This is a genomic window from Caldicellulosiruptoraceae bacterium PP1, assembly GCA_041320695.1.
In the GTDB taxonomy this organism is placed as follows: Bacteria; Bacillota; Thermoanaerobacteria; order Caldicellulosiruptorales; family Caldicellulosiruptoraceae; genus JBGGOQ01.
In genome coordinates this window covers 1-21,487 of the sequence record JBGGOQ010000015.1, presented here as the reverse complement: position 1 = coordinate 21,487, position 21,487 = coordinate 1, and the positions used below count along the sequence as shown (strand labels likewise).

Here is a 21,487-nt window from a genome sequence, read left to right as displayed (position 1 = left end):
TAAGGCTATTAGAGGAACAGAAGGCAGAGTTTGATGAACTTGCTAAGAATATTAAGCAAGGGGGAGTGAACAAGATGGGTGAGTTTGTATCAAATGTTGCAAGATTATTAGATGAAACTAAAGCAAAAGAATACATGCAAGGAAAATTAGAAGGAAAATTAGAAGGGAAAAAAGAAATAGCAAAAAGAATGATAGCATTAGGAATATCAAAGGACATAATTTCTAAAGTGACAGATTTAAGCATAGAAGAAATTGAAAAGATTTCAAAAGAAAATATAAATTAATATTCTTGAACAAATATTAAGGGTTGCTTATAAAGTTTTATCTAAACTTTATGAGATAAAAGTTATTTATGTTCACATTAATATTTGGCTATATGCCAATGGTTGGGGTGGGTAATTATTTATGCACTTTATCAGATGCCTCCTTATAAGTTTTTTAATTATATTTTATCAAAGTAGGCATTTGAATAAAGTGCATTTTTTATAGAACCAAAAAACAATCATATAAAATGCTCCCATCGAATGTTATAGTGAAAAGTCCTTTTTATCGATGAGAACTTTTTTTGTAAAAAAATATTTTTTCGCATAAAAAATGGTTTTAAATTATGTATATATGTTTTATAATTGTAATTAATAGAAATAATCATTAATTAGAGACCGTATATACTTTAAATGTTATAAAATAAAATCAAAGGGGTGAAATGGATTGATTACCTCTGTTATGGAATTAGGAAAAATGCAGAAAACAAGAAATAAAGACACCATATTATCCTATATAGATGAACCAGATGTTGATAAAGTTATTGCAATAAGATTTCAATATCAGAGTAATAATCAAAAAAATGTATTTACATTTAATCAAAATGAAGAAATAACAATAAATAACAGCTTTATTAAAGAACAATTAGTTCTAAAAGATATTTTATTAGAAGATTGCTTGGCATCAAATAAAAACAAATATTTACTTTCAAAAGCTGCTGCAAATGGACCGAATTTTACTCCAACTGCTAAAGTAACTAAAATTGAAATAACTAATAAAAATGATACATTAAGTATGAAGATAATAGGATACTTTAAAAAAGTCTTAAGTGAATTTAGCAACATATTAACAAGCCAAGAGAAATCTTTTTTAGAAATTTTACACCAATTATTAACTGATAACGAAATAAATTTAAAAGAATCAATAATAGCTATTACAAAAGATATGCCTAAGAAGGTGAAAAAGCTATTAACAATCAAAATTATTATTGATGATGATAAAGAAATATATATTGGTCAATTCGATTTTATGAAAAAGATTATGTCTAATTGGATAAATCAAAAAAATTCAGAACTTTCTGTTGACAATAAAGTTTGCTCAATTTGTGGACAAACCTCACCTCAAATCTATGCTGGAAATGCAAGTCCTTACAAATTTTATACAATTGATAAAAGAGGTTTTATTAGAAACGGCTTTAATGAAAAGGATTCTTGGAAAAACTTTCCTATATGTCCTGATTGCACAATTAACCTAAAAGAGGGAAAAAACTTTATTGAAAAAAATCTTACATTTAAGTTTTATGGATTATCATATCAATTAATACCTACATTTGTTATAGGACAAGATTTTGTTAGACAAGAAATAGTAGACTATTTCAAATCTGGACGAAAAGATATAAAAATCAACAGTCATAACAATAAAAGAATAACAAACGATGAAAATGAAATACTTGGGATACTTAGCGAAGAAAATGATACTTTAACACTAAATATCTTATTTTTAGAATCATCTGGTGGAAGCAGTGCCGAAAAAATTCTTCTTCTTATAGAAGATGTTTTACCATCACGTTTAAAAATGCTGTTCAATGCAAAAACACATGTAGATAATCTTTTAAAATATGATGATATAAAGTTTAATTTTGGTGCAGTTAGATACTTCTTTGAAAAGAGTGATAAAAATAAAAGGGAAAGAGACCTTGATAAATATTTCTTGGAGATTACAAACAATGTTTTCAAAGGCTTTAAATTAGATTTTTATTTTTTATTAAATTTTATGATGAACAAAATTAGATTTGACTTTAATAATTATAATTGCAAAATAAAAATTGCAGCTACAAATGCATTAATGAGTTTATTATTTTTTGATTTCTTAAATTTAATTGAATGGAGGGATTATAAAATGAATGATAATAGTTTATTTAATGCGTTCTTCTCATCGTTTGGGAATACATTTAATAGTTATGCCAAAAGAGGTATTTTTTTATTAGGTGTTCTATCTAAAATGCTTCTTAATAAACAATATAAAGAAAGAAAAAGCACACCATTTGCAAAAAACCTAAAAAGTCTTAAACTTACACAACAAGATATTCTTGGTCTGCTTCCAAAGGTGCAAAATAAGTTTGAAGAATATAACAGCTTTGACAAAGGTAAAAGAGAAATAGCGAATCAAATAAGCAAATATTTACTTCAAGCAGGAGATAAATGGAATATGCCAATTGATGAAATAAACTTTTATTTTGCATCTGGCATGAATATGGTTAAAGAGATTGCTCAAATTGTTTATAAAGATGAAAAAGAAATTGAGGAGGTATCTAAAGATGAGTAATGAAGTTATTAATAACAGATCCGAAATATTATTTATTTATGATTGCAAAGATTCTAATCCAAATGGAGACCCTTTTGATGAAAACAAACCAAGGGTAGATGAAGAAACAGGACAAAATATTGTTACAGATGTAAGACTCAAAAGAACATGTAGAGATTATTGGAGCGACTATAAAGGTTTACCAGTATTTATAGCAGAAACACGAAATACAGATGGAAAGCTAAGAACAAGAGATGAAAGGCTTGAAGATTTTTCAAACGAACCTGAAAAAGTAAAAGAGTGTATTGATGTTAAACTGTTTGGTGCAACCATTGCTGTTAAAGACAAAACTCTTGTGTTAACAGGTCCTGTTCAATTTAAGTTTGGAAGATCACTTCATAAAGTTGAAGCTAAATATATAAAAGGAACAACAGTAATGCCTTCGAAGGAAGGAAATGAACAGGGAACATTTACAGAACAATATATTCTTCCATATTCATGTATAGCTTTTTATGGAGTGATTAATGAAAATGCTGCAAAAAATCAAGATATTAATCTAACAAGAACAGAGATTGGATATTTATTTGAAGCATTGTGGAATGGCACTAAAAACTTATTATCTCGTTCAAAGGTTGGCCAAATGCCAAGGCTATTATTAGAAATTGTATATAACCAAGGTATATATCATTTAGGAGATATTGATAAAAGAATTAAATTAATAAGCAATAAAATAGACCAAGAAATAAGAGATGTTTCTGATTTTAAATTAGACTTAACACAGTTAATATCTGTTATAATTGAAAACAAAGATAAAATAAAAGAAATTAACTATGCTATTGATGATAGGTTATCAATATTAAATGAAGGGAATGAATATAATTTAAATCAATTAGATAAATATGTTAAAGTTAATTTACTCAAGTTTTAAAGGGGCGAAAAGCCATGAAAATTATATTGTTTGATATATGGTCAGACTATGGATACTTTGGAAAGTATTATACTACTTCATCACCATTAACATTTTCATTTCCACCGTTACCTACAATAAAAGGCATGATTGGAGCAATATCTGGATTAGATAAAAACGTTTATATTGATGAGCTAAATAAGTTAAATTTCAAAGCGTCTGTTAAGATTATTAACCCTATTAAAAAAATAAGAATGGGTATTAACCTAATAAATACAAAAGATAACTTTTGGATACCAGTTAAGAAAAAAAGCCATGAGCCAAGAACACAAGTTAATTTTGAATTTTTGAAAAATCCTTATTATAGATTATATATTTCCTGCGATGAACCTTTTTTCACGCAGCTAAATAATAGCATAAAAAACCATAATAGTTATTATACATTGTCAATGGGTTTAAGCGAGCTTATTGCAAATTTTAAATATGTTGGATTATTTGAAGCAAAAGAGATTAATTCTAAATTAGAAGTTGATATTGATTCACCAATAAACATCTCACATATTGATACTACTAACAGATGGCTTAAGATAGAGAATGATAAATCGTATATAAAAGAAATGCTTCCTACAATTATGAATAGTAAAAGAGAGATTGAAAAGTATGACTTTTATTTATACGAACCCAAGGGACAAGCTATAAAATGTTTAGCTCAAAAATACTGGGAGGTAGAAAATGGAGACAACATTATCTTTTTCTAACTTATTTTCTCATCCAGGGAAACCTCTCGAAGAACATTTAATAAATGTTTGTAATTTATCAATAGATCTTTTAAAAACAAAAAAATTAAATTTAGATAATTATAACATTGAAAAGCTTTGCATAATAACATCATTATCCCATGATATCGGTAAAGCTACATCATATTTTCAGAGATATTTAAACAAAGAAAAAGGTATATCAAAGGATGATAGGAGCCATTCACTTCTATCATCCATTTGTTCATATTATGCATGTAAAGAATCAGGGCTTTCTGATGAAGAGGCATTTTTTTCTTTTATTGCAGTCAAAAATCACCATTCAGATTTAAAAGATTTGATGGAAAATTGTATTTTTTTGCAAGAAGATAAAGAATTATTAATAAAGCAACTTAATTCTATTGATGATAATAAATTTATAATACTAAGTGAGCATTTACTGAGGGCAGGATATCCCTTAAAATTAAATAAAAGTTTAATTTCAAACTGGATAGATACTATTGATAATGAGTTAAAACAATTTAAAAGAATATTAAGAAAAAGAAGATTAAAAGAAAATTTAGATGAAGAAGAAATTTTTGACTGGTATTTAAAGATTAACTTTTTATTTTCACTTTTAATAGATGCAGACAAGCTGGACGCAGGTGTAGGGAAAGAAAATCTTGATAAAGTACTAAACAAAAGTATTTCAATTACATCAAATGCTGTAGATATTTATAAAAACAAAAAAATTATTCTTAAAGATTCTTCTAATAATTCAATCAATATTCTAAGACAAAAGGCTTATGAAGAAATAAACTCAAAAGACATTGATTTAAATAAGAAAATATATTCTATAAATTTACCTACAGGATTAGGGAAAACTTTAGCATCATTTTCTTTTGCACTTAAACTTAGGGAAAAATTCTACAATGAGTATGGGATTTATCCAACTATAATATATTCACTCCCTTTTTTAAGTATTATTGAACAAAACTACAATGTAATAGAAAATGTATTAAAAAGTTCAGATATTGATGCAACATCAAATATCATTCTTAAACATCATCATCTTTCAGATTATATTTTTAGTTATTCAAAGAATACTGAAGATATATTTGATGATGACAAAGCAAAACTTTTGATAGAGAGTTGGAACTCGAATATTATTATTACTACATTTCTACAACTATTTTATACAATGTTATCAAACAAAAACTCAGCATTAAAAAAGTTTCATAAATTATGTAATTCAATAATAATTATTGATGAAGTTCAGGCTATACCACCTAAATATTGGCTTCTTATTAAATATATACTTACAGAGCTTTTAGAAAAATTTAATTCATATATTATCTTCTCAACTGCTACTGAACCATTGATATTTGAAAGAGATAAACTATTTTACTTAAATGATAGGAATAAATATTTTTCTTCATTAAACAGAGTTAGCTTAAAAGTTGATATTAAAAATAATAAGACTTTAGAGCATTTTGCAAATGAAATAAAGATAGAAAAACACAAAATCTATTTAATAATATTAAATACAATTGAACAAGCCAAAAGATTTTATGAAATATTTAAGAACATATATCCTGATTTAGATATATGCTTTTTATCAACACATGTTATTCCAAAACAAAGATTTGAGAGAATTGAACAAATTAAAGAAAAAAGGTATCAGGTGGTAATTTCAACTCAATTAATTGAAGCAGGTGTAGATGTTGACTTCGATATTGTTTATAGAGATCTAAGCCCTCTTGATAGTATTAATCAATCTGCTGGGAGATGCAATAGAAATGCAAATAATCAAATGGGTTTAATGAATATAGTTAGTTTAGTAGATGATAATGGAAAGCTTTATGCAGCCAAAATATATGACTCTACTTTATTAGATATTACAAAAAGAATTCTATTAGAATATGAAGGTGGTATTATACCAGAAAATAAATTTCTTGAAATAATTGATAGATATTATCAAGAAACCAAACTAAGAGGGGTTTTTGAAAATAGTTTAGATGATGGAATGGAATCTTCAAGTATAATAAGATCTATTTTTTCTTTAGTATATGAAAGTGAAGATCAAAAAACAATTTCAGATTTTAAATTAATAGATGACCAGTTTTATAAAATTGATACATTTATATGTTTAGATGATTTTGCATTAAGTTTATGGAGCGAATATGAACAAATCTTATCAATTGAAGATAGGTTCGAAAGAAAAAATAAATTTAACAAAATAAAGGCAGAGTTTTATAAATACGTTATATCAATACCAAAAACAGTAACCAATTTACCACCAATTGTTAATAATATCCAGTTTGTGAGTCAAAATCAATTAAATGATTATTATGATAAAAATACAGGTTTTATAACAAAAGGAGTATTGGCAATATGGTAAATATAACAGGTAGCCTTTTTCAATCTTATTTAATTTGCAAAAGGCAAGTATGGTTAATGGCACATATTTCAGAAGGTTTCTTTAAAACTTTATAGGTAAGGGTAATAATTAAGTAATATGTAATACAAATATATTCTTTGATAAAATATCGACTATACGCTCGTAATTTTAGTCATGAGTAATGATGCTAAAAATAGGGCATGAACTGCCTAAATTAACGCCTGTGAACATTGAAAGTTACAGCTGATATTGGCAGTACTGGTGGATGAAACAGTAATCCTACGACTTAAGCCTTAAAAGGCTTAAAATATTTGGAACAATAGAAGTACCAAATAAAAATAAAAAATAATAATGTATAGTTATAACAGAAATTATGAAATAATATAAAAAAGCCAATAAAAAAATTCCCGTCGACCTAAGATAATGTAAAAATCCCAGGAGGTCGACGGGAAAATTTTTTTATCCCCAATTACTTGACAAGACTATAATAAGTGATAAAATTTAATTATTACAGGTTTTTTACAAAATGCCTAATGTATATATATGTTATGGATTTTATAAGCTTTCCACGTGTTTTTAGCCTACCTCTAAGGGATTGAAACACACTATTGAACGATTAGTAATTCTCTCAATATAGGTTTTTAGCCTACCTCTAAGGGATTGAAACATATATAATTTTAAAACACAAAGGAATCCTAAAATAAGTTTTTAGCCTACCTCTAAGGGATTGAAACTTTTAATCTTTACAATTATTATTATAATGATTTTTTTGTTTTTAGCCTACCTCTAAGGGATTGAAACACACACCACACCGCACGAAGGGAGGGAGGCGGGAAAGTTTTTAGCCTACCTCTAAGGGATTGAAACCCTGTGTAATGTACAAATATAAATTTGGAGGTGTTAAGTTTTTAGCCTACCTCTAAGGGATTGAAACAACGTGGGGATATAGACAAAATGTCTTTTGCATTTAGGTTTTTAGCCTACCTCTAAGGGATTGAAACAGGAAACTGAAAAATTTTCTTGACAAACTTTTTTATAGTTTTTAGCCTACCTCTAAGGGATTGAAACACAAATTCATTATCAGCATTATTGTATTTTTAGTCTTGTTTTTAGCCTACCTCTAAGGGATTGAAACTCAAGCGAGGACAGCAGAGGCAAGTAGAAACAATGCAGTTTTTAGCCTACCTCTAAGGGATTGAAACCTGCAACAAGGAGTGCATCCTAAAATTGTAAGTGAACGGTTTTTAGCCTACCTCTAAGGGATTGAAACAGTTCTTCACCCCTTAATCCATTATAAAGTAATACAAATGTTTTTAGCCTACCTCTAAGGGATTGAAACTCAATGAAGTAATCATTGATATTGTAAAGCAAAATAAGTTTTTAGCCTACCTCTAAGGGATTGAAACGTCCGCCCCTCACCTATAGAAGTACGGACTTCATAGGTTTTTAGCCTACCTCTAAGGGATTGAAACATTTTCCCTATTAATCCCGGTATATCTCTTAATCCCAGTTTTTAGCCTACCTCTAAGGGATTGAAACAGCTTAAAACCGCTTGTAACAACATCACTGTTTACGTTTTTAGCCTACCTCTAAGGGATTGAAACATATTCTCGCAACATGAGCAGGTGGCACACCATTATGTTTTTAGCCTACCTCTAAGGGATTGAAACAAAAATGAATTTAAAAGAATACATAAATTATTACATAGTTTTTAGCCTACCTCTAAGGGATTGAAACCCGTCCTTGTGGAAACGGATCGACTCCTTCTACTTGTTTTTAGCCTACCTCTAAGGGATTGAAACATTTAAATTTAAATGTTGTTGCTGTAGTACATATTTATGTTTTTAGCCTACCTCTAAGGGATTGAAACAAGGCATTTCTAATGCTCTTGCAACATCACGTATAGCGTTTTTAGCCTACCTCTAAGGGATTGAAACAAAGTATGTCGTCCCCTTCGTATACCTCCTGTATCGGTTTTTAGCCTACCTCTAAGGGATTGAAACTGGATAGGCTATGACCCGTGGAATTCACAATACTGGGGTTTTTAGCCTACCTCTAAGGGATTGAAACTTGCAACGTCGCATTGCAATGGCTCTTTGATTTTCGTTTTTAGCCTACCTCTAAGGGATTGAAACAAATTTATAACAGCCTGCTCAGTTGGATTTGATATGTTTTTAGCCTACCTCTAAGGGATTTAAACAGTGCATTTCCTGGAGGATTCCAAAAATAAGCACCTCTTGTTTTTAGCATATCTTTAAGGGATTTACATCTAAAAATTAATATCTATTATTATCTATATCAAATTATTGCAATAATTTTTATATATTTTTTAGAAAAAGAAGGATTATTTACTTTTATGTAGAATAATGTATATTATATTCAATTTATATATATAGATATAAAGATATCATAAAATTAAAAACAAAAGAGGTGGTATATTTGTCTCAAAATATAAAAAATAACTTGTATCCAAAAGATGCAGAATATTTAAATAGAGAGGAAATAGAAAAAATAATATTAGAAATAAATAAAAATGATATTGACCCAATAGATGTTGTAAAAAAATATGAAGATAAAGTTTATGCTTTCATTAATTCAAATTTTGTAGCAAATTATTCTGTTTATGACATATCAAGAGTTTATGTCCTATTAAAGTACCTTTTTGAGTATAATAATGCTCATATGAATAAACAAAATTTTAGAAAAGATGCGTATCTAAAATTTTTTAGTTCTAATCAAGATAAAATAAAAGAATTGTTATTTGATATTATTAAAGAAAATAAAAATAATTATTTAAATTTGCTGTCTGATATTAACGTAGATGTTATAAAAGGTTCTATATACAAGATAAAAAAATATTTCTTAGAAACAAACAAGCTTAAAGAGATTCGTGGTGCAAGTGCATTAATTGATTATGCAAACATTTATGTTACTCAAAAAATGGTAGCAAAAGATTATATTTCAGAATGTATTTTGTATTCAGGTGGAGGGAATATTATTATAGTTTTACCATCTGGATGTGGAAAAAGTTTTTGCAAAGATATTGAAGAAGAATATCAAAATATACTCTTAGGGTGTAATTTTGCATTTGAATATTCTCAATTTAGTTTATATGACTTATTGTTTAATTATAAATGTGTGTCTAACAAAATAAATCAAGTTCTTGAGCAGAGAAAACAATTTAAATTTTTTCCTTCAGAATATGATATACCAAAAGATATAAATATAGAAATAAACAATAAAAAAATTAATATTTATAATAATACAAATATTACTTTTAATAAAGAAACTTGTACAAGCTGCAATAATAGAACATCTAAATTCTTTATCCAAAACTTTGATGAGGAAAATAAACTTTGCTCTGTATGCTATTTAAAATACAAAGTAGGAAGTGAAATAAGGGATAATTTTAAAGAAGAATACGAAATGATAACTAAGTCTTATGCAGCTGATTTTGAAAGTCTTGAGGATATAAGTGACTATATTGCTATCATATATGGTGATGGTAATAATATGGGAAATGTAGTAATGCATATTAATAATATTTTTGAAATGATGTATTTCAGCCGAAAAACAGACCAAATAACAAAAAAAAGTGTTTATCAGGCTATAAATAAATATGGTGGAGATAATGTAAAGTTTGAGGTAGTAGCATTAGGTGGCGATGATATTTTTATAATAGTTGATGCTAAAATTGCTTTTAAAATTGCATCAGAAATAATAAAAAGTTATGATGAAAGTTTTAATAAAAGTATTACAATGTCTGTTGGAATTTTAATTACAAAATCTAAAACACCAATTGTTTCTGGTCTATCAATAGCACAAAAGTTACTGAAAATCGCTAAGAAATTCTCTAAAGAAAATAATAATGTTGGTACAATACATGCTTTTGTATTAAAAGATGGATATTTTATAGAAAATGATATTGAAAATGAAAATTTTTATTTTCCATGTGAAATAAATAATCTTGATAATTTTATAGATTTATTAAATAAAATGAAGAAAGATAACAAAATAAACAAAAGTAAAATATTCACATTTAATGAAGCATATAAAAATATGCAAAAAGAAGAATTTCAGATTTTTTATCTTTACCATAAAGCAAGAGATAGACAGGAAGTTGAGTATATAGAAAGAAATATAAAAGAAAAAATAAACGATAATTTTGAATATAAATGTGGTGTAATTTATCATTTAAAAAACAATAAATATTTTTCTCCATGGGCAGAAATATTGGACTTTTGGGAATATGTATGAATTTGAGGTGGTGATTAGTTTGGAAAAAATAACATATAAAATTACTTTGCAAGTGTTAACGCCATTTTCAATATGTTTTGGTGCAGGGAAAGAAGAAGGTATTAGTAATAAAATTATTAGAAACAACAGTGGTTACCCATATATACCTGCTTCAACAATTAAAGGATTAGTGAGATACTATTATTCATACTTATTTGAGAAAGGTCATATAGAATCAGCAAATGGTTTATGTAGATGTAATGTGTGCAAAATATTTGGTTCTCAAGGGAATATGCCTTCAAGAATATTCTTTGAAGATTTAAACTTTGAAAAAGATGATAGCTTAGGAACTCCGGTAGTAAGCACCAAAGCAAGTATTGCTATTGATAGATACAGAAGAGCTGTAAGAAATAAAGCATTATTTACCCAAGAAATGGTTGAGAATGGTATATTTTCTGGCAGAATAATACTTTATTTGGATTCTGATGAAATTCATTTAAAAAAACAAATTGAAATGGCCATAAAAATGATTGATAGAATTGGTTCAAGCAAAAGCAGAGGATTAGGCAGTGTTAAAGTGCTTCTCAAGGAGGTCAAATAAATGAAGGCTATACTTAAGTTTAAAGGACCTGTTTTGATTGGTGGCAAAAAAGCAGCAAATAATTTTATAGAAAGTATTGATTATATTCCAGGAAGTTATATTAGAGCAGCACTTGCTCAGTATATATACCTAAATTGCCATATAAACAATAAAAATGAAAAATTATTTTGGGTTGAATATAAAAATCAAGAAGAATGTGAAAAATGTTCACTACAAAACATGTGCATAAATTTTAATAATATTAAATTTTCTTTCTTTTATCCAAAAGGCACTAAAGTTGCTTCATTAAGTCAAATGATATGCAAAAACAATTCATCCCATGGATTTTTTGAAACATTATTAGGCCAATATTCTTGTAATATTTGTCCTCAAGGAAATAACAGAATAGAAAAATATACTGGTTATATTTTTGAAGGTAGACCATATAAAAAATTAGAAAAAAAGATAATTACAAGGACAGCTGTAGATAATTATACAAGAGTTTCCAAAATACACAATCTTTATACACTTGTTGCAATTGAAAAAACTTGTGATGAAGGGAATATATTTGAAGGATATATATATGGTATAAAAAAAGAAGATATTGAAGGCATTAATATCATGATTGGTAAGTATACATCTTCTGGCTATGGATGGGCTAACATAAGTATTATTGAAGAAAATGAGAGTAAATATGACAAACATGAATATATTAATAAGATAATTGAATTTTCAAACAAATATAAACAAATTAACAAAATTACTGATAATAATATTTATTTAGCAATTAAATTTAATGCAGATATTTTATTTGATATAAAACTACAAAACAAATATTATTCAACTGATGAATATAAAAATATGTTTTCTGAAGCAATAAATTTACCTGATATTTTTAATATAGAAAAACTGTATACAGAAGTATATGATTATAGAGGCTTTGACACATCATCAAATGGTAACCCAACAAGAAAACCTTTTAAGAAAATAGCTTCAAAGGGAACGTTAATGGTGTTATCAAGCCAAAAAACAATTGAAGAAATATACAACAATTTAGTCGCAAACGATGCATTAGGACAAGAAACAGAAAACGGATATGGTAAATATGAAGTATATTTTGGAGGTGTAAATAGTGATTAATAATGAATTGATAATATCCAAATTGATTAAACATGTAAATATAATTGCAGATAATAATTGTTTTAAAAATTTGGGAAAAACAAATATTCGTTCAACTGCAACTGCTATTTTGAATGCCTCATCCATAGAAGAAATAAAATTATATATATTTTACAAAGCATCTAAAAAAGATTCAGGATGGGATAACACAATAAAGGTTGAGAATAAAGAAAAGAAACTAGGCGAATATATTAATTGTGTTATTGACGAAATATATAAAGATTGTAATGGTGATGAAAAACAAACAATAAAGTATGCAGCTAAATTCCTTGGGTATCTTTATTGGAGATTATATGGAGTAATAAAATAAAAAGCAAGGGGGAAGAGACTTAATGGATTTTTCTAAATTTATTAATAAATATATATTAATAGGTGAAATAGAAAATACAGCACCTATACATATAGGTTCAAATAAAGATAATTTTGACCCAATTGAAGTAGATAATAGCATTATTAGATATGCCTCGGATTTAAAACCTTTTATTCCAGGTAGTTCATTTAAAGGAGTATTAAGATCATATATAGAAAGTATTTTTAGCACAGGGATAAATGGATTTAGAAGTTGTTCTGTTACGTCTGAATATTCTTGTTCATCTATTAATAAAGAAAAAATTAAAAACTTGCGAGAAAAGGATTCAAAAGTTTATTTTGATAGTTTATACAATTTGCTATGTGATACTTGTAAGATTTTTGGTTCTGAAAATATGGCTTCAAAGATATATATCAGAGATTTAAAGTTGAAAAGTGATAAGTATTTTATTACAAAAAGAGATGGTGTTGCAATAGATAGAGATACTTTAACAGCAAGTAGAAATAAAAAATATGATTTTGAAGTGCTTGAACCTGGTGCAATTTTTGATTTATATATTACTTTTGAAAATCTCGAAGAAAAATATCAGCCTGTAATAAAATTAATTATTAATGCATTAAAGAACCAAGAAATATTAATTGGTGGGAAAACATCAAGAGGACTTGGAACTATAAAATTAAAAAATGTAGAAATTTATAAAATTGATAGCAGCAATGTTGAAAAATATTTAATTAATGGATTTACAGAAGAAATGAGGTGGGCTTATAATGTTTAGAAAATTATTTAGTGAAGCTTATATTGAATTTATGCTTAAAACAGAAAGTCCACTCTTTATAAAATATCAAAATGATGTAATTGACCCAACAGCAGAAGATGCAACTTATATTCACATAAACAGAAATAATAAGAGAATACCTATATTACCGGGAACAAGTATGAAGGGTGTTTTTAGATCATATGCAGAAAGAATTTTACCTAATAGTTGTAATGTATTAAGTTACTCATGTGCACAACAAATAAATACGTTACAAAACAAAAATAAAGATAAAAAACCTTTAACTGTTTATGATATCTACCACAAGCTTTGTCCAACGTGTAAATTATTTGGTTCTACCTTATTAAAAAGCCGTATTTTATTTGATGACTCAGTTGCAAACGAAAATTTTATTATAAATGTCAGAAGTTCAACACCCATTGATAGAATAAGTGGAGCTGCAAAACAAAAAGGACTCAATAATTTTGAATATGTTGAATATGCTGAGTTTCCATGCAAAATTAAATTAATAAACTTTTTCAATTGGCAAGTTCATCTTTTGATAAAAATATTGGATGATATAAATGATGGTTTTGTAACATTTGGAGGATTAACTTCAAAAGGTTTTGGCAGAATGAAAGTTGAAAATGTTTCATTAAAGATTAAATATTATAAAAGACAAATAAATGGTTATATAAATAATGACTTTTATTGTGAAAAAGAAATCAATGATATGCAAAAAATAAAAGGAATAGTGGGAAAGTATAAATTGGATGATAGCGAATTTAGAAAGGATGACCTACAAAATGAACCCAACCTATAGTTTTATTCCATTTCTAAAAACAAAACCTTATTATGAAAAAAATTATCCGAACAGAGATAGAATAAAATTAAAAATAAAAACAATTACACATATTCATATTAGTTCAGGTTTTTATGAAAATGATAATCAGGTTATATATAAAGGTTTTTATAAAGTAAAGGATATACCTACAATTCCAGGCACTTCATTAAAAGGATGCATAAGAAGCATAGCAGAAATGGTTTCATATAGTTGTATCAACGTAATAGATAAAGAACATATTGATTTTTTGCCTGAAGGTAAAAATGTTAATAATCATAATTGTATTATTTGCGATATTTTTGGGTCAAAAGGTAAAAAAAGCAAGGTTATGTTTAGTGATTTTAAATTAATTAAAGGACAAGCTGAAATAATAAATATAGCAAGTTCATATTCACCTAATACAAAAAGTGAATATTATTATGAAAATGGTAAGTTTAAAGGATATAAAGTTTATACCCATGGAAAAGTTAATTGTTATAATAAAGGAGACATAGCAATTGAAGCAATAACACCTAATTCTGAATTTGAAGGGACTATCGATTATTATAATTTATCTGATTTGGAATTAAAATTATTATGTTTTTCATTAGGCTTAAGTGGTATAAAACTTAAAATAGGATATGGGAAAAATCATTATCTTGGAAGTATTGAAATACTATGCGACAATGATTACTTTATAAAAAAAGCAATTGATTATGAAAAAATAAACGATAATAAAATACAAGATAATATTAAAATTTTAAAAGAAATACTAAAAATAAATTAAAATACAGAATCTCTTAAATAAATTATGAAGAGGTGCAATTATTGATAATGAAAGATAAAAAGGAACTTATAGATATTTCGAAAAATATATATAAAGCCTTTAGAGAAAATTTAAAAAGTGAAACAGTATTCAGCACCATTCTAAAATTTCTTATAACAGCAAAAAAGTCATGTAATGATGAAGAAAAATTGGATAAGTTTTTAAATACTATTATGCTTTGTAGACAAAAAAATATAGATATAATTGGTGGTAACAATAGAGCTAAAAATGATTTTATATATTTTATTGATAATATACTTGAAATAAAAAGATTTAACAACAAATATAAAATTATGAATAAAGAATTAGAAAATCTATCATTTGATGAAATCCATTATATATTCGGATGGTGCCATAGATTATTAAAGTCCAAATATTGAGGTTATCATAAATGAGATTACATTTAGTTTTAAAAAGTAAAGATGATATTGTTCTTCCTATTCACTACAATAAATGTTTGCAAGATATGATCTATTATTATATAGATGATAAAAAATTTTACTACCAATTGAAAACAAATGGATTTAATTATAATAATAAAAGTCTTAAGCTATTTACATTTTCTAAAATAATGGGACAATACCAAATTGATAAAATTAATAACAATATTAAATTTACCAAAACAATAAAGTTAATAATATCCTCACCTGTAAAATACTTTATAGAATCAGTTGCAAAAGGTATATTGAAAAATCATAAAAATATATTATTGGATAATAATAATTTATTTCTTAGTGATATGGAATTTGAAGTAAGAGAACAATTTAACACAACTCATATAATAGAGATGATGACTCCTTTGGTAACATATAAAACAAAAGAAAAAAAGACAATATTTATATCTCCTTTTGATGCAGATTTTGAAAAGTATATCAATAATAACATTAAAATAAAAATGAATATTTTAAATAATAACAATGAGGATTACAACATTAAAATTACACCTCAGTTTTTACAAAGTGAAAAATTCATGAAAATACAAATGTTTGGAGATATTATTATAAAAGGCTGGATTGGGAGATATGAAATTTCATCAACACCAGATACAATACAAATAGCTTACTATAGTGGATTAGGTTCAAAAAACAGCATGGGTTTTGGAATGTTTAGAATAATTGATACTAAAGAATAAATAAGAATATTATAATGAATTATTATAATACTCATTGCGTATAAATATAAAAAAGCTAATGAAAAAATCCCGTCGACCTAAGATAATGTAAAAATCCCTGGAGGTCGACGGGAAAATTTTTTTACCTTCAAATACTTGACAAGACTATAATAAGTGGTAAAATCTAATTATTACAGGTTTTTTACAAAATGCCTAATGTATATATATGCTGTAGATATATCAAGCCCTCCACGTGTTTTTAGCCTACCTCTAAGGGATTGAAACACAGTGATTTTGAGTATGGCCATTATTCATGCACCCTGTTTTTAGCCTACCTCTAAGGGATTGAAACAACATTGTTTGCACCACCTTATTTAAATTTGGATTTTGTTTTTAGCCTACCTCTAAGGGATTGAAACTATTTGAATCTGTTATTTTTTCTAATTTTTATGTTTGTTTTTAGCCTACCTCTAAGGGATTGAAACCCAATAGTGTGTGTGTTTGTCGTAAAAAAGAGGATAGTTTTTAGCCTACCTCTAAGGGATTGAAACCTGTTTAATTTATACATATCATGTTTTGCAATAGAGTTTTTAGCCTACCTCTAAGGGATTGAAACTACAACCCGTTCTTTTACCAAAATCTGGGAATTGCTCGTTTTTAGCCTACCTCTAAGGGATTGAAACTTTTGTTTTTAATCATGTAGTTTTTTAAATATTCAGTTTTTAGCCTACCTCTAAGGGATTGAAACACACTAATAAAGATTTGATTGCTGAGCTTACTGGTTATTTTGTTTTTAGCCTACCTCTAAGGGATTGAAACACTCACAGGGCTATGGGAACAAGGGAATTTGGTTTAGTTTTTAGCCTACCTCTAAGGGATTGAAACGGGACTTTGTCCTGCACGATGTAACTTAGAGTATAGTGTTTTTAGCCTACCTCTAAGGGATTGAAACTAACCAGTTGGAAAGCCACGCAATTTCCCACGATTGTTTTTAGCCTACCTCTAAGGGATTGAAACCAGCGGTTGGCACAATCAGCACAGCGTTTGGAACACTTGTTTTTAGCCTACCTCTAAGGGATTGAAACTTCAAATTTGTATCTTGGCTGTCATGGTGGCTATCAGAGGGTTTTTAGCCTACCTCTAAGGGATTGAAACCCATTCGACGCAGTATTCAATGAGATCTATATCAAGTTTTTAGCCTACCTCTAAGGGATTGAAACAAATAATAGAAAAGGTAAAAAGAAGAACTGAAGAAAGTTTTTAGCCTACCTCTAAGGGATTGAAACTAATGACTGATGGCACTGATTACACATTAATAAAAGTTTTTAGCCTACCTCTAAGGGATTGAAACATATACAGGGCCACGATTAGAGCCTGGCACAACAAAGTTTTTAGCCTACCTCTAAGGGATTGAAACGCTTTTGTCATCTTTTATCACTCCTTTCTAAACCCGTTTTTAGCCTACCTCTAAGGGATTGAAACCTGTGTCTAGCATTAATAATAATATAAATAATCCCGGTTTTTAGCCTACCTCTAAGGGATTGAAACATGGTGATGAGGGTATGATAAAAAAAGTTATAAAAAGGTTTTTAGCCTACCTCTAAGGGATTGAAACGAACAATTACCAGAAAATCAAAAAAGGGCTTTATTGTATGGTTTTTAGCCTACCTCTAAGGGATTGAAACCGGGAATTGAATATTATACCTGCTTCATCTATTATCGTTTTTAGCCTACCTCTAAGGGATTGAAACCTGACACACCTGCAGGAAATGCCAAAGCTAACACATGTTTTTAGCCTACCTCTAAGGGATTGAAACGAACAATTTTCATTAATCCTTCAAACCCTTGATACGTTTTTAGCCTACCTCTAAGGGATTGAAACAATATATAAATGCCTTGATAATACTACATTTTTTAATGTTTTTAGCCTACCTCTAAGGGATTGAAACTTTGGTGCGTCATCAATAAACAAATCAACGTCTAACTCGTTTTTAGCCTACCTCTAAGGGATTGAAACATTGACTGCTTGTTTAATTTCGTATGCGAATTGAGGTTTTTAGCCTACCTCTAAGGGATTGAAACAATATTCATTATATAAATCCAAAAACTCTTTATTTGTTTTTAGCCTACCTATAAGGGATTGAAACGCTGGAGTTGCACCTTTAAAGGTAATAGTTGGTGTATTTTGATTTTTCGGTTCTTCAGAAACAAATAAAAATGGTTTTTGCTTCTTAATAGTTTTTAATTGGTCCTCAAGCCCACTCTTTATATTACCGTTGTCATCAAGCTCAATTTTGCTCTTATCTAAAAGCGTTACAATAAGGTCTGGGTCATGGGCCTGTCCTGCTACAGCCAATTTGATTGCCGTTGTAACAGCCATATCGCGAATTTTATTTTGATACTCTTCTATTTGTGCTTTGTTTGCTTTCTGCAATTCCTCAATTTGTTTCCGTAATTCCTCATTTTCGCCAACTGCTTTTTTCAGTTCTGCTAACTGCTTATCTCTCTCTTGAAGCTGCACTTCTAATTGTTTCTTCGCTTCATTTATCTCATCAAATCTATATTTTGGAATGTAATCCTTATAGGTTTCTTTAACCACCCCCATAGCCTGTTCAATTTGTTCTGTCGCAAGTCCAAAGCTGCTTAAAAGTTTTTTTAGTTCATCCATCTTTGAAAACCTCCCTTAATTTTTCATCTTCGCTTTTTAACCCGGTCGCGTCCGGTGATGTCTTGTTCTTTTACGCCTGCAATACCAAAAAGGCGATATAAAAAAGCACTCTCAATACTGTGAGAGTGCTTTTCATCCATATATTGCTTTTTTCAATGTTCCTTTTTCATCATCTTCAACAATTTCCCATTTTCCACCTTGCCCAGTATCAGGATCCATAGGAGCAGGTCTTTTGGCCGAATAAAGATAATCTTCACCTGAATCATCAATAATTCTTAAAAACGGTCCTTCAACCCCAAGACACTCATAAACCTTTCCATTTGTTAACCCGTCAACTCCAAAACTCTCTCCAACATATCTAACCTTCATTCTTTGATCTCCTTTCCTTGTAGCTTTTTACTTTGTAGTCGTATGTTTTATCTCCTATTTGATACCAGTGAATATCAAATTCATACCTTGCAGATTTTACTCTCCCAACAACTTTTTGCCACTCTTCTGGCTGTCCACCATATTTCTCTGTTAGAGCTTTAGCTGCTTTTAATTCTTTAGCCACTCCTTTACCCGCTATTACATGCACATCTTCAATTATAGCATTAGCAGGAATCCAAATATTTAACTCTCCATCAGCCATCAACGCTTTAGGTAAGTATGAATTTTCTAAAGCCAATGTTTTTAGGTAAAGTTTGAGGTTTTATATGTTTATTATACCACTCTTCATATGTCATGTCTGCTGGGACATAATAAGTTTTACCTTTGTTGTCCCGTGCAATTCTTTCGCCAACATTTTCTTCATCATCAAAATATGGCACAACAGTTGACCTGCAATGCGGATGCAGTGGTGGAAAATTAATTCCTACCATTGCTTCAGTGAGCTTAAACACTTTTCCGTCCATAGAGCGGCATATTTCACTTGTTCTGTCATCAAGCGTTGCCAAATACTCATATTTTTTCACTATCCCACTGGCTTGATAGCTGTCAAATGTTGCTTGGTTAGCAATATAACTTGTTTCTGTTCTAACAATTCGCACTGCTTTGGAATATGATACATTCATTCTCTCTTGCAGCATCTTTGTTGTTTGTTCGATGCTATCTCCCCGAATAAATGCCTGCATCAAATTTGTTTGCAGTTCTTGGACAAGTTTATCTCTGTTATCCCAAATTCTTTGGCTATAATTTTCTCCACTCCAAGGTTCTTTCAACACCTTTTCTAAGGCTTGTTTGTCTACCTTGGCAAAATCTACACCTCATATACAATTCTAAATGCAATATGCGTTGATTTTCCTGAACCACGCCCACCTTTCAACACATATCGCAGATACTTTTCAGCATTTGACACACGCCAAAAATCATAGAAAGCCGGTGTAATGACTTCGGATATTTTAATCTGCTTCAGTTGAGTTGTCATCGCTATCACTGCCTATATCGTCTATTATCTGAACACCGATATTACTCTTGATGTTGAATTCTTGCTTGTCGTGCCAAGTATCTGGTTTTCTATTCTTCAACCAGAATATTATCGCTGTTATGTCTGGCTTAGCATGTTTCTTTACCCTGACTATTTGTCCCTTATTGTTTACAATTTCCTCCTCGTATTCATATCCCAAGGTTGCTTTCAATAACGCATTTTCCACTTCTCTGTCAACTACTTCTTTGCCCTTTTTTAGGGACTCCGAAATCTCCGAAAACTTGTTTTTCCATTCATAAAGTGTTGATAGGCTTATTCTCATATTCTTGCGATCTGCTCATCAGTTAGGCCATCTTTGGCCCAACCTTCCAATTTCAAAAGTCCTTCTTTTGTTAGCCACTCCTGATATTTACCTTTCGCCACCTCACCTCACCTCTTTAAGCATAAAAATAAGAGCCTTTAAAAGGCTCTTAGCTTATTCGCCACATATGACCACATTTTAAACATTTCACATATCCATAATGTTTTTTGCTTGTAACAGCTCCAACAGCTCCAGCAATAGGATTAAAAAGCAACGTTCCAACCACTCCACGACCTATACTAAGCTGTTTTCTTCTCTCAATGTATTAAATAACTGTATCATATATCCAGCCTATAAAAAATACTCCGCATGTCAAAAAATAAAGAATCCCTAAACCCCATTGTTTTTTATAAAACCTATTGACATACGTATTTATACGTGTTATTATATAATTGTTAGGAGGGGACAACATGAAACCAAAGGAGTTAATAAAAATTTTGAAAGCTGAAGGATGGTACATAGATAGAATACAAGGTTCACATTACATCCTGAAGCATCCAAGTAAACCAGGAAGACCTGTAATCCCCTACCACAATAAAGACCTAAAACCAGGAACACTAAACAATATCCTCAAACAAGCAGGGTTAAAATAAAACCCTGCTATGAGGGTATTTTAAATAATATATC

Annotated in this window: 20 protein-coding genes, 1 pseudogene and 2 CRISPR repeat arrays; of the genes and pseudogenes, 15 read left to right on the top strand and 6 right to left on the bottom strand. The window is 28.8% G+C overall.

The annotated features are described in order from the left end of the window. The 14 genes from ACAG39_11650 to cas6 all read left to right on the top strand — a co-directional run. Nucleotides 1–284 (top strand): carbamoyl-phosphate synthetase large chain oligomerization (locus tag ACAG39_11650; GenBank protein MEZ0537886.1); only part of this gene is annotated, 284 nt, incomplete at its 5' end. A 424-nt stretch (nucleotides 285–708) separates the two neighbouring features. Further along, nucleotides 709–2,586, top strand: a complete 1,878-nt coding sequence (locus ACAG39_11645; GenBank protein MEZ0537885.1) for a TIGR02556 family CRISPR-associated protein — start codon at nucleotides 709–711, stop codon at nucleotides 2,584–2,586. Then, nucleotides 2,579–3,493 (top strand): type I-B CRISPR-associated protein Cas7/Csh2, encoded by a 915-nt coding sequence (gene cas7b / locus ACAG39_11640; GenBank protein MEZ0537884.1) that lies wholly within the window; start codon nucleotides 2,579–2,581, stop codon nucleotides 3,491–3,493. Before ACAG39_11645 ends, cas7b begins: the two co-directional genes overlap by 8 nt. Before the next feature lie 14 nt (nucleotides 3,494–3,507). Continuing rightward, the gene (cas5b, locus tag ACAG39_11635; protein ID MEZ0537883.1) at nucleotides 3,508–4,230 is read left to right on the top strand and encodes a type I-B CRISPR-associated protein Cas5b; all 723 of its coding nucleotides are present in this window, start codon (nucleotides 3,508–3,510) and stop codon (nucleotides 4,228–4,230) included. After that, nucleotides 4,205–6,607 (top strand): CRISPR-associated helicase Cas3', encoded by a 2,403-nt coding sequence (cas3, locus tag ACAG39_11630; protein ID MEZ0537882.1) that lies wholly within the window; start codon nucleotides 4,205–4,207, stop codon nucleotides 6,605–6,607. The genes cas5b and cas3 overlap by 26 nt, the downstream gene beginning before the upstream one ends. A gap of 572 nt (nucleotides 6,608–7,179) precedes the next feature. Then, nucleotides 7,180–8,876: direct repeats of the CRISPR family, unit length 30 nt; unit sequence GTTTTTAGCCTACCTCTAAGGGATTGAAAC. A 170-nt stretch (nucleotides 8,877–9,046) separates the two neighbouring features. Then, complete coding sequence (locus ACAG39_11625; protein ID MEZ0537881.1) at nucleotides 9,047–10,864, top strand: hypothetical protein; 1,818 nt, start codon at nucleotides 9,047–9,049, stop codon at nucleotides 10,862–10,864. Between the two features lie 19 nt (nucleotides 10,865–10,883). Continuing rightward, nucleotides 10,884–11,444: an RAMP superfamily CRISPR-associated protein gene (locus ACAG39_11620; GenBank protein MEZ0537880.1), complete on the top strand. Its 561-nt coding sequence runs from the start codon at nucleotides 10,884–10,886 to the stop codon at nucleotides 11,442–11,444. Continuing rightward, nucleotides 11,445–12,563, top strand: coding sequence for a hypothetical protein (locus ACAG39_11615; protein ID MEZ0537879.1), 1,119 nt, complete (start codon nucleotides 11,445–11,447; stop codon nucleotides 12,561–12,563). Next, a complete protein-coding gene (locus ACAG39_11610) occupies nucleotides 12,556–12,912 on the top strand; it encodes a hypothetical protein (GenBank protein ID MEZ0537878.1) in 357 nt (118 codons plus the stop codon). Before ACAG39_11615 ends, ACAG39_11610 begins: the two co-directional genes overlap by 8 nt. Before the next feature lie 22 nt (nucleotides 12,913–12,934). After that, nucleotides 12,935–13,687 (top strand): CRISPR-associated RAMP protein Csx7, encoded by a 753-nt coding sequence (gene csx7 / locus ACAG39_11605; protein MEZ0537877.1) that lies wholly within the window; start codon nucleotides 12,935–12,937, stop codon nucleotides 13,685–13,687. After that, on the top strand, nucleotides 13,680–14,489 hold the full coding sequence (locus ACAG39_11600; GenBank protein ID MEZ0537876.1) for an RAMP superfamily CRISPR-associated protein: 810 nt from the start codon (nucleotides 13,680–13,682) through the stop codon (nucleotides 14,487–14,489). Before csx7 ends, ACAG39_11600 begins: the two co-directional genes overlap by 8 nt. After that, on the top strand, nucleotides 14,473–15,276 hold the full coding sequence (locus ACAG39_11595) for an RAMP superfamily CRISPR-associated protein (GenBank protein ID MEZ0537875.1): 804 nt from the start codon (nucleotides 14,473–14,475) through the stop codon (nucleotides 15,274–15,276). The genes ACAG39_11600 and ACAG39_11595 overlap by 17 nt, the downstream gene beginning before the upstream one ends. A 47-nt stretch (nucleotides 15,277–15,323) precedes the next feature. After that, the gene (locus ACAG39_11590; GenBank protein MEZ0537874.1) at nucleotides 15,324–15,695 is read left to right on the top strand and encodes a hypothetical protein; all 372 of its coding nucleotides are present in this window, start codon (nucleotides 15,324–15,326) and stop codon (nucleotides 15,693–15,695) included. 11 nt (nucleotides 15,696–15,706) lie between these two features. Continuing rightward, nucleotides 15,707–16,447: a CRISPR-associated endoribonuclease Cas6 gene (cas6, locus tag ACAG39_11585; GenBank protein ID MEZ0537873.1), complete on the top strand. Its 741-nt coding sequence runs from the start codon at nucleotides 15,707–15,709 to the stop codon at nucleotides 16,445–16,447. 234 nt (nucleotides 16,448–16,681) lie between these two features. Beyond that, a CRISPR array of direct repeats spans nucleotides 16,682–18,573; the repeat unit is 30 nt; unit sequence GTTTTTAGCCTACCTCTAAGGGATTGAAAC. A gap of 38 nt (nucleotides 18,574–18,611) precedes the next feature. Here cas6 and ACAG39_11580 read toward each other — a convergent pair. The 6 genes and pseudogenes from ACAG39_11580 to ACAG39_11555 all read right to left on the bottom strand — a co-directional run bounded on the left by ACAG39_11580 (nucleotide 18,612) and on the right by ACAG39_11555 (nucleotide 21,272). Beyond that, nucleotides 18,612–19,031: pseudogene (locus ACAG39_11580) on the bottom strand (phage scaffolding protein). A gap of 195 nt (nucleotides 19,032–19,226) precedes the next feature. Further along, on the bottom strand, nucleotides 19,227–19,463 hold the full coding sequence (locus ACAG39_11575; GenBank protein ID MEZ0537872.1) for a hypothetical protein: 237 nt from the start codon (nucleotides 19,461–19,463) through the stop codon (nucleotides 19,227–19,229). Then, the gene (locus ACAG39_11570) at nucleotides 19,453–19,725 is read right to left on the bottom strand and encodes a hypothetical protein (protein MEZ0537871.1); all 273 of its coding nucleotides are present in this window, start codon (nucleotides 19,723–19,725) and stop codon (nucleotides 19,453–19,455) included. The genes ACAG39_11575 and ACAG39_11570 overlap by 11 nt, the downstream gene beginning before the upstream one ends. Nucleotides 19,726–19,732: 7 nt before the next feature. Then, nucleotides 19,733–20,293 (bottom strand): minor capsid protein, encoded by a 561-nt coding sequence (locus ACAG39_11565; GenBank protein MEZ0537870.1) that lies wholly within the window; start codon nucleotides 20,291–20,293, stop codon nucleotides 19,733–19,735. Nucleotides 20,294–20,473: 180 nt separating this feature from the next. Next, on the bottom strand, nucleotides 20,474–20,821 hold the full coding sequence (locus ACAG39_11560; GenBank protein ID MEZ0537869.1) for a helix-turn-helix domain-containing protein: 348 nt from the start codon (nucleotides 20,819–20,821) through the stop codon (nucleotides 20,474–20,476). A 304-nt stretch (nucleotides 20,822–21,125) separates the two neighbouring features. Continuing rightward, nucleotides 21,126–21,272: an NINE protein gene (locus ACAG39_11555; GenBank protein ID MEZ0537868.1), complete on the bottom strand. Its 147-nt coding sequence runs from the start codon at nucleotides 21,270–21,272 to the stop codon at nucleotides 21,126–21,128. On the opposite strand from ACAG39_11555, the gene ACAG39_11550 reads away from it, so the two are divergent. Further along, on the top strand, nucleotides 21,271–21,453 hold the full coding sequence (locus tag ACAG39_11550; GenBank protein MEZ0537867.1) for a type II toxin-antitoxin system HicA family toxin: 183 nt from the start codon (nucleotides 21,271–21,273) through the stop codon (nucleotides 21,451–21,453). The two genes, ACAG39_11555 and ACAG39_11550, sit on opposite strands and share 2 nt — an antisense overlap. Nucleotides 21,454–21,487: the final 34 nt, after the last annotated feature.